The 8,994-nt window shown below is 44.3% G+C and carries 6 protein-coding genes; 3 read left to right on the top strand and 3 right to left on the bottom strand.

Annotated features, from left to right (window positions below; all coding sequences use genetic code 11):
* Positions 1 to 41 precede the first annotated feature (41 nt).
* Positions 42 to 1,922 carry a diguanylate cyclase gene (locus CAG69_RS09020; RefSeq protein ID WP_161443817.1) on the top strand — a complete coding sequence of 627 codons (1,881 nt, stop codon included), beginning with the start codon at positions 42 to 44 and terminating at the stop codon, positions 1,920 to 1,922.
* Between the two features lie 64 nt (positions 1,923 to 1,986).
* Here the strand turns inward: CAG69_RS09020 and CAG69_RS09015 are convergent, their stop codons facing one another.
* A complete protein-coding gene (locus CAG69_RS09015) occupies positions 1,987 to 2,673 on the bottom strand; it encodes a GntR family transcriptional regulator (RefSeq protein WP_006742739.1) in 687 nt (228 codons plus the stop codon).
* A 157-nt stretch (positions 2,674 to 2,830) separates the two neighbouring features.
* Positions 2,831 to 4,243, bottom strand: coding sequence for a pyruvate kinase PykF (gene pykF / locus CAG69_RS09010; RefSeq protein ID WP_005392243.1), 1,413 nt, complete (start codon positions 4,241 to 4,243; stop codon positions 2,831 to 2,833).
* A gap of 433 nt (positions 4,244 to 4,676) precedes the next feature.
* On the opposite strand from pykF, the gene CAG69_RS09005 reads away from it, so the two are divergent.
* Positions 4,677 to 5,438 (top strand): DeoR/GlpR family DNA-binding transcription regulator, encoded by a 762-nt coding sequence (locus CAG69_RS09005; RefSeq protein WP_005392240.1) that lies wholly within the window; start codon positions 4,677 to 4,679, stop codon positions 5,436 to 5,438.
* 113 nt (positions 5,439 to 5,551) lie between these two features.
* Positions 5,552 to 7,384, top strand: a complete 1,833-nt coding sequence (glmS, locus tag CAG69_RS09000; protein WP_005392238.1) for a glutamine--fructose-6-phosphate transaminase (isomerizing) — start codon at positions 5,552 to 5,554, stop codon at positions 7,382 to 7,384.
* A gap of 83 nt (positions 7,385 to 7,467) precedes the next feature.
* On the opposite strand, the gene CAG69_RS08995 is transcribed toward glmS, so the two are convergent.
* Complete coding sequence (locus CAG69_RS08995; protein WP_006742744.1) at positions 7,468 to 8,550, bottom strand: glycerol dehydrogenase; 1,083 nt, start codon at positions 8,548 to 8,550, stop codon at positions 7,468 to 7,470.
* Between the last annotated feature and the right edge of the window lie 444 nt (positions 8,551 to 8,994).

The raw sequence follows: 8,994 nt of genomic DNA, 5'->3' as shown, positions 1-8,994 counted from the left end.
ATATAATTGTCGTTTTAGTAAGCATTATAGGCAGTAGACGCGTGAAAATACCTAAGCGAGTCGGCACATTGTTGGCGACAGCACTATTTTTTAGTGCGCTCACTGCAGTTTACTATTATCAGAAATATCTGACGTTACTAGAGAGTAACGTTGAGAATACCGCTCAAGAAGCATTACACCAACTGGCTTATACTGGTCGCGAATACAAGAATATTCAGGATCAAGTTGAGACGATCAGCGATCTTCTCGGTCACAGCCAAAGTCTTTACGACTATCTACGTCAGCCGAACCGGGTCAACCTTTCTATCTTAGAAGATATGTGGATCTCGGTTGCGATCAACCAAAAGCTATATAAACAAATTCGTTTTCTTGATATTACCGGTCAGGAAAAAGCACGGATTAATTACGATTTCAAAACGGGTATCGCTGCACCCGCCCTCAAATTACATAACAAGTCAGAGCGGGATTATTTTCATTACGCGCAAGGTTTAGGTAATGATGAAATTGCGTCGTGGGGGATTGAGCTGGAGCGGGAAAATGGTGAGCTTGTTTACCCTTATAGCCCTTCATTGCGTATTCTGATGCCGATTTCTCTCAATGGGAAACGCGAAGGGTATCTTGTTCTTAATGTTGATATTGAGTATTTATCTTCTCGACTCAACTACTCACCGGTGCGGGATTTTCATATTGAGTTAATTAAAAATGATGGCTTTTATATCGCGAGTCCTAAGTCATCACGCTTGTACGGCAATATTATCCCAGCTCGTTCTCAATTTAATTTTGGCCGGATGTACCCCAACATTTGGCGCACGATGATCTCAGAGGTTTCGGGCTATGAGTACAACGGCTCGAATTTGATTGCGTATAGCACGATCCAATTTGTTTCTAGTGAACCACTTCATCTGGTGATTGACCTAACGAATGAGCAATTACTATCTCGATCTCGGCGAGATATTGATGACTTAATCCAAGAAGCGTTTTTTGTATTAAGTTTGGTGTTTGGCTTTACTTTACCAACGACTGCGTTAGCCCTGCACTATCGACGTCATAGTATGGAATCGAAGTTAGCTCGGGCTGCACTTGATGGCATGACTGCGGTGATGATCTCAGATGCGTCGCATCGAATCATTATGGTGAATCAAGAATTTGAAAACATGATGGGCTATTCAACCAAGCATACTCAAGGCTGGAATGCGCATAATCTAATTTTCTTACCGGAAGATCTCGAGTCGACCCTCAATATTTGGAATAAGCTTGCGAACGAGCACGTTTGGGAAGGTGAGGTTCGTTGTCGAACCAAGTTTAATCACGTATTTACCGCCATTATGCGCATTCAGGCAAACTTAACCAAGTCAGGTAAAGTAAGCTATTACATCACGTCGCTGGTGGATATTTCCGAGCAAAAAGAGCTGGAAGAAAAGCTACGCAACCTCAGTGAAAAAGACGGTTTGACGGGCTTGTGGAACCGTCGAAAATTTGAAGAGCAATTAGCGCAATATGCCGGGATTATTGAGCGTTATCCTGACAGTCCCCCTGCATGTTTGGCGTTGTTTGATATTGACCACTTTAAGCGCATTAACGATGAACTTGGGCACGATGAAGGGGACAAAGTGATTTGCAGTGTCGCTGAGACTCTTCTTAAAGAGGTGCGCAGTACTGACTTTGTTTCTCGCGTCGGTGGTGAGGAGTTTGCGGTGATCATGCCGCATACCACACTCGAAGAAGCAGAAGTTGTCTTGAACCGGTTACGTGTGGCGGTTCAACTGCGCAGTGATAGAGCGATTACTGTTAGCGCCGGGTATAGTGATTTAACTTCTGATCGCACGCGCACTTATAAATGTGCTGATATTGCCTTGTATGAATCCAAAAGTGCAGGGCGTAACTGCGTATCGCTATGTCATAGTTTCGATGATATTGCTTAGCTCTTTTTCAAAAACAAAAAATCGGGGATAGACCCCGATTTTTATGCTTATTTTAGCCTCAGCGTTATTCGCTAGCCAGTATGCGATATTGGTTGTCGATGGCCGCTTCGATACACTGCATTGACTGTCTCAAATAACGCTCTAGATAACCTAAAGCATCCTGGCTCTTTTTATCTAACGACGTCTTCATCAGCATTTCTTGCTCATCGATATTACAGTGCCCTGGGTTTCCAGTACCTAACATTTGCATAGCAAAATATTGGTAACGCTTAATTTGCGTGAGTAGATCGCGGAAAAAACCAAACATATTGGCAGAGCCAGCGCCTTCAAACAGCGCAGTAAGAAACTGATTATGGCGTTCTTCCCATTCCTTCCAGCAAAAGCTTTCGCCAGATTTAGAGCGGGATAACTTGTGATAAGCGGTTAGGACGTCCAGTTCCCAATTTTCATCGCCAATCACAATTGCTTTATTTAGTAGGCATGCAGAGACCATTTGTAGGCTTTCGTACAAGTCATTCAACTCATCTTTACATACAGGTGCAACCCAGCAGCCTTTTTGCGGCTCGAGTTTGACGTATTTGCTCCACGATAACTGCACCAAAGCTTCGCGAATGGGTGACGCTCCTACGTTGTACTTCTCTTTGAGTTCCGCAACCACGAGTTTTTGACCCGGTTTAAGCACGCCATCGAGAATATCCTGACGGATCATTTTTGATACTTTGTCGGTAAGAGTGGGACTGGACACATACACCTCATAGAAATTTTAATCGTGACGACAAAATTAAACAGTACGCAATTCTGCTCATGGTGAATGATACAGTTAGGCTATTATTAGAGCAAGAAAGCCATATAAAAAAAGAGGGCATAAGCCCTCTTTATCAATCAACTGAAGTATGAAAAGTTCAGTCTTATAGTACGTGTACAGAAGCTGTGTTTGTAGTGCCTGAAGCGACTAGAGCACCAGAAACCATCACTACGATGTCGCCTTTGTTACCTAGACCAGATTCTAGAGCAAGCTCTTTACCTGCTACGTAGAATGCGTCAGTGCTTTCGATAGAATCAACAACAACTGGCGTCACACCTTTAGTTAGAACAAGTTGTGCTGCTGTTTTCTTGTTTGTTGTTAGTGCTAGGATGTTTGCAGTTGGGAAGTATTTACGTACTGAACGTGCAGATTTACCACCTTCAGTTGCAACAACGATAAGTGGAGCAGCCAGTTTCTCAGCTGTGTCTACTGCGCCTTTACATACAGCTTCAGTGATGCGTAGACGTGGGCTGTCTAGACGAGAACCTAGTTCAGCTTTTAGCGCTGAATCAGTACGGTTCGCGATTTGAGCCATGATAGTTACCGCTTCAACTGGGTACTTACCTTTCGCTGTTTCACCAGAAAGCATTACTGCGTCAGTACCGTCCATTACCGCGTTAGCAACGTCGCCTGCTTCCGCACGAGTAGGACGTGGGTTGTTGATCATAGAATCAAGCATTTGAGTTGCAGTGATAACCATCTTACGTGCACGGTTACACTTCTCGATCATCATTTTCTGAGCGAAGATTACTTCTTCAGCTGGGATTTCAACACCTAGGTCACCACGAGCAACCATGATGCCGTCAGAAAGCTCTAGGATCTCGTCGAAGTTATCAACACCTTCTTGGTTTTCGATCTTAGAGATGATGTGGATGTTCTCGCCGCCGTTTGCAGCAAGTACTTCACGGATTTCTTGAACGTCAGAAGCTTTACGGATGAAAGAAGCTGCTACGAAGTCAACGCCTTGCTCACAACCGAATTTAAGGTCGTTCTTATCTTTTTCAGATAGAGCTGGTAGGTTTACAGAAACGCCAGGAAGGTTCACACCTTTGTTCTCGCCTAGTGCACCGTTGTTAAGTACTTTACATTTAACTTCTGTTTCAGTCTTAGAGATAACTTCCATCTCGATTAGACCGTCGTCGACTAGGATAGTGTTACCTACGTTTAGGTCTGCTGCGAAACCTGCGTAAGTTACTGCAACTTTATCTTTGTTACCTACAACTGAAGTGTCAGTTGTGAAAGTGAATTCTTGACCAGCTACTAGATCAACGTCGTTGCCGCCTTCTAGCTTGATAGTGCGGATTTCTGGACCTTTAGTATCTAGAAGAATTGCTAGTGGTTTGCCAGTAGCTTCCATTACTTTACGGAAGTTCGCGATACGAGTGCCGTGTTCTTCGTAGTCACCGTGAGAGAAGTTAAGACGCATTACGTTCATGCCTGCGTTCACTAGCTCAGTTAGCTTCTCTACAGATTCAGTTTTAGGGCCAATCGTACATACGATTTTGGTCTTTTTCATGGAAGATACTCTCCGGTAAATATAGTTACAATTTGAAAGTCGGTTGTTTACTCTGAAGTTAGGGCGTTATTGATGACATTTAGTGCCTGTCACCCACCGATTTTTCGCCTCATTATCAGTACTTCAGATTCTGAAAGTCTTTCACCAAGTTTAGTCATTTTATGACTAAAAGATCGGCGATTTTGGTTACCTTTTTGTGACTAATCCCACTTTATATGCAGAAAGTTGCAAAAAAATAGCCTTCAATTCTGTAATTTTTTTTCTTTTCGGTGGCGAATTCTACCACTGAATGAATCCAATATCACTGTTTAAGAATTGTCTTAGGACAAGGTTTTATCGAGAAATATTAATTTTTTGGATCGAAATAAATGGACTTAAAAGTTTCGGTTTGACTATAATAAGTTTCACATCGAAACTTAAACTCAAAACGTAAATGTCGAAACGAAACACTCAACTAAGAAGACACGCCATTTCTAACTTGGTTTCTGAGCTAGGAGAAGTCAGCGTTGACGAACTCGCTCAGAAATTCGAAACCTCAGAGGTCACGATTAGAAAGGATTTAGCTTCTTTAGAGAAAAATGGCCAACTTCTACGCCGCTACGGCGGTGCGATTGCTATCCCAACAGAAGTCATTCACGAAGAATTGAGCGCTAATGTTTCGACTCGAAAGCTAAACTTGGCAAAAGCAGCGGCATCACTGATTCGAGACCATAATCGCATCGTGATCGACAGTGGCAGTACGACGGCTGCGTTGATTCAACAGTTGAATGACAAACGTGGCTTAGTTGTCATGACCAACTCGTTGCATGTTGCTAACGCCCTTAATGAATTAGAGAGCGAACCAACACTGCTGATGACTGGCGGGACTTGGGATACGCACTCAGAATCTTTTCAAGGCAAAGTAGCCGAATCTGTATTACGAGCTTACGATTTTGACCAGCTATTTATCGGTGCGGATGGCATCGATCTCGAACGCGGCACCACAACATTTAATGAATTGGTTGGTTTGAGTAAGGTAATGGCGGAAGTGTCGCGCGAAGTGATCGTCATGATCGAATCGGAAAAAATCGGTCGTAAGATCCCGAATTTAGAGCTCGCTTGGCATCAAATTGATGTGCTAGTGACGGATGCTGATATTCAGCAAGAACACAAAATACAGATTGAACAACATGGCGTGAAAGTTATTTGCGCCTAATCTAACAATGTAATCAGTTTCATATTTCACTTCCCTCTGATACAGGCCTTTGCTTGCTGCCTCTATCTGAAACATGGCTAGGGAAGAACAAAACTACAAACGGAGATAAACACATGTGTGGAATCGTAGGTGCAGTAGCACAACGAGATGTTGCAGAAATTTTGGTTGAAGGTCTACGCCGCTTAGAGTACCGCGGTTACGACTCAGCTGGCGTTGCTGTTGTTGATGGCGAGTCAAACCTAACGCGCGTTCGTCGCTTGGGTAAAGTGCAAGAATTGGCTGATGCAGTAGAAGAAGCAAAAGTGATCGGCGGAACGGGTATTGCACACACTCGCTGGGCGACGCACGGTGAACCATCTGAAGTTAATGCACACCCACATATGTCCGGCGATATTGCTGTTGTACATAACGGTATTATCGAAAACCACGAAGAGCTTCGTGAATTGCTTCAATCTCGTGGTTACGTGTTTGAATCTCAAACGGATACAGAAGTTATCGCACACATGGTTGAGTGGGAACTTCGCACTTCAGAAACGCTACTAGAAGCAGTACAAAAAACAGCAAAACAACTTGAAGGCGCATACGGCACGGTAGCGTTGGATCGCAAAGATCCTTCACGCATCGTAGTTGCACGTTCAGGCAGCCCGATCGTAATTGGTTTTGGTGTGGGTGAGAACTTCCTGGCTTCTGACCAACTTGCGCTACTGAATGTAACGCGCCGTTTCATGTACCTAGAAGAAGGTGATGTGGCAGAAATCACTCGCCGTGAAGTTACTGTGTTTGACGCAACGGGCGAGCTGGTTGAGCGTGAAATCGTAGAATCTAACGCAGAACATGATGCTGGCGATAAAGGCCAATACCGCCACTTCATGCAAAAAGAAATCTATGAGCAACCTAAAGCGTTGATCAACACAATGGAAGGCCGTATCACGGCAGACTCCGTTGTAACTGATGCGATCGGTGTTCATGCGGCAGACATTCTAAGTAAAGTAGAGCACGTACAAATCGTTGCGTGTGGTACGTCTTACAACGCAGGTATGACAGCGCGTTACTGGTTTGAAGACATTGCTGGCGTGAGCTGTGATGTAGAAATTGCGTCTGAATTCCGTTACCGCAAGTTTGTGACTCGTCCAAACAGCCTATTGATCACGTTGTCTCAGTCTGGTGAAACCGCCGATACGCTAGCAGCACTTCGTCTTGCGAAAGAAAAAGGTTACATGGCGGCGATGACTATTTGTAACGTAGCAGGTTCTTCTTTGGTTCGTGAGTCAGATTTTGCATTCATGACTCGCGCTGGTGTTGAAATCGGTGTCGCTTCAACCAAAGCGTTCACGACTCAGCTTTCTGCACTATTGATGCTGGTTACGGCGTTAGGTAAAGAGCAAGGTCGCGTTAGCAAAGAGAAAGAAAAAGAGATTGTTGAAGCGCTACACGCACTTCCTAAGCAAATCAACGCGGCACTTTCTTTCGAGAAAGACATTGAAGCACTAGCGACGGATTTCGCAGACAAGCACCACACACTGTTCCTAGGTCGTGGTGAATTCTATCCAATCGCGATGGAAGCGTCTCTAAAATTGAAAGAGATCTCTTACATCCACGCAGAAGCTTACGCGGCGGGTGAACTGAAACATGGTCCTCTAGCGCTGATTGATGCTGACATGCCTGTTGTTGTGGTTGCACCAAGTAACGACCTACTTGAAAAGCTAAAATCAAACGTTGAAGAAGTACGTGCACGTGGCGGCCTTCTATACGTATTCGCAGATGCAGACGCAGGCTTCGAAGGCGATGAAACAATGAAGATCATCACGATGCCTCACGTTAGTGAAATCACGGCGGCGATCTACTACACCATCCCAATGCAGTTGCTGTCATACTACGTAGCGCTGATCAAAGGTACGGACGTAGACCAACCACGTAACCTAGCGAAAGCGGTGACGGTTGAGTAATTACGCTTAACAGCAAAAATCCCAAGCGGCACATGCGAGAGTATGTGCCGCTTTTTATTTAAACCCATTTTAAGGTTTGTGAGTTATTGACCCAACTGGTGAGCGGTTAGAATTGCAGAGTAGACATTTTCTGCCGTCACTGGGAATGGCATATTGTGGATGGTTTCTCCCTCGGCCGTTGAAGCTTCGGCGACCTCGCGCAACTTATCGTGATTAAGCTCTTTAACGCCCATATCAAATAAGTTGGTTGGTAGACCTACAGATCGGCAGAAGGCGAGAACCGTATTAATCTCTTCCATCGCTGCGTTTTCTAACACCAATTGAACAAGCGTGCCGAACGCGACTTTCTCACCATGATAGAGATGGTGACACTCTTCGAGCTTGGTTAGGCCGTTATGAATAGCGTGAGCGCCTGCTAGGCCACTGCTTTCAAAACCGATACCGCTTAGGTATGTATTGGCTTCAATAATATTTTCTACCGCTTTGGTGCTCACACCATTTTCTACCGCAGCTTTTGCTTTTACACCATCTTCAAGCAAGGTTTCATAGCAAAGTTTTGCAAGAGCTTGCGCTGAACGCGTCGCTAAACCACCAGCCATTGTTGCCTTACCAGAGGTCATGTTGGCTCTGGCTTCAAAGTAGGTGGAAAGCGCATCGCCCATCCCCGATACTAGTAGTCGAACTGGGGCTTTTGCGATGACTGATGTATCCATGATGACCATGTCTGGGTTTTTAGGGATCATCAAGTATTCCGCAAATTCACCTTCTGGTGTGTATATCACCGCAAGAGCAGAGGTTGGCGCATCAGTCGAGGCAATCGTAGGAACCACCACGACAGGAATTTTGGTGTAAAACGCAACGGCCTTTGCTGTATCTAACGTTTTACCGCCACCAATACCGACAATGACATCATGTTTTTGAGTCGCACAAATGTCCGTGATGCGTTCAATCTCAACGCGCGAACATTCGCCACCAAAAATGTTCATAGTGAGTGGAAGCTTTTCGTCAGCAAAGCTTTGTTTGACGTCATCACCAACCAGGTTAGTCACGAACTCATCGGCAATGACTAACGGACGTTCACCTAATGTTTTCACATAGTGAGCGATAGATGTAAGTACTTGTTCACCTTGGACGTATTTGCTTGGGCTGATAATAATTTTGTCCATAATTCAAACCTTTAACCTTTTTTATGTGTGTTTTGGACTGCAATGAAAATCCATTGTAGCGATAAGGTTTATATTAGGATTGGTGAGGTAAGTGGTGAAGGATCTCTCTGGTTTTGTTCCATGCTTTTATGACCTCTGTGTCAAACCGACTGTCAGAAGTAATAAGCATTGGCATGCTTTATGGCGCCGATCACTATTCAAGCGAATCTGTCGTTTTTCGTTTCATATTGAAACGAAAATACCGAAGTCGTTGTTTCAATATGAAACGGATTGATTTTTGTTGAGCACGTTTTTTCTCTGTTTAAGATGAATTCATACCCTACATAAAAATATAAATGGAATGAGATAGAACGATGAAAAAGTTAATTAACCAAGTCGATGATGTTGTATTGCAGCAAATGGAGGGCCTGGCATTGTCTCGCCCTGAGCTAAAAGCCAACTACG

Origin of the sequence: Vibrio sp. V43_P6S15P86 (assembly GCF_009904725.1) — a bacterium.
Lineage (GTDB): Bacteria > Pseudomonadota > Gammaproteobacteria > Enterobacterales > Vibrionaceae > Vibrio > Vibrio diabolicus.
Note: the sequence above shows the minus strand (reverse complement) of the source record. Positions and strands in the feature narration are given on the sequence as shown.

What these genes read in the sequence shown, in the direction of transcription:
- pykF (WP_005392243.1), bottom strand. Translation starts at nt 4,243, where the DNA reads ATGAAAAAGACCAAAATCGTATGTACGATTGGCCCTAAAACTGAATCT.
- CAG69_RS09005 (WP_005392240.1), top strand. Translation starts at nt 4,677, where the DNA reads ATGTCGAAACGAAACACTCAACTAAGAAGACACGCCATTTCTAACTTG.
- glmS (WP_005392238.1), top strand. Translation starts at nt 5,552, where the DNA reads ATGTGTGGAATCGTAGGTGCAGTAGCACAACGAGATGTTGCAGAAATT.
- CAG69_RS08995 (WP_006742744.1), bottom strand. Translation starts at nt 8,550, where the DNA reads ATGGACAAAATTATTATCAGCCCAAGCAAATACGTCCAAGGTGAACAA.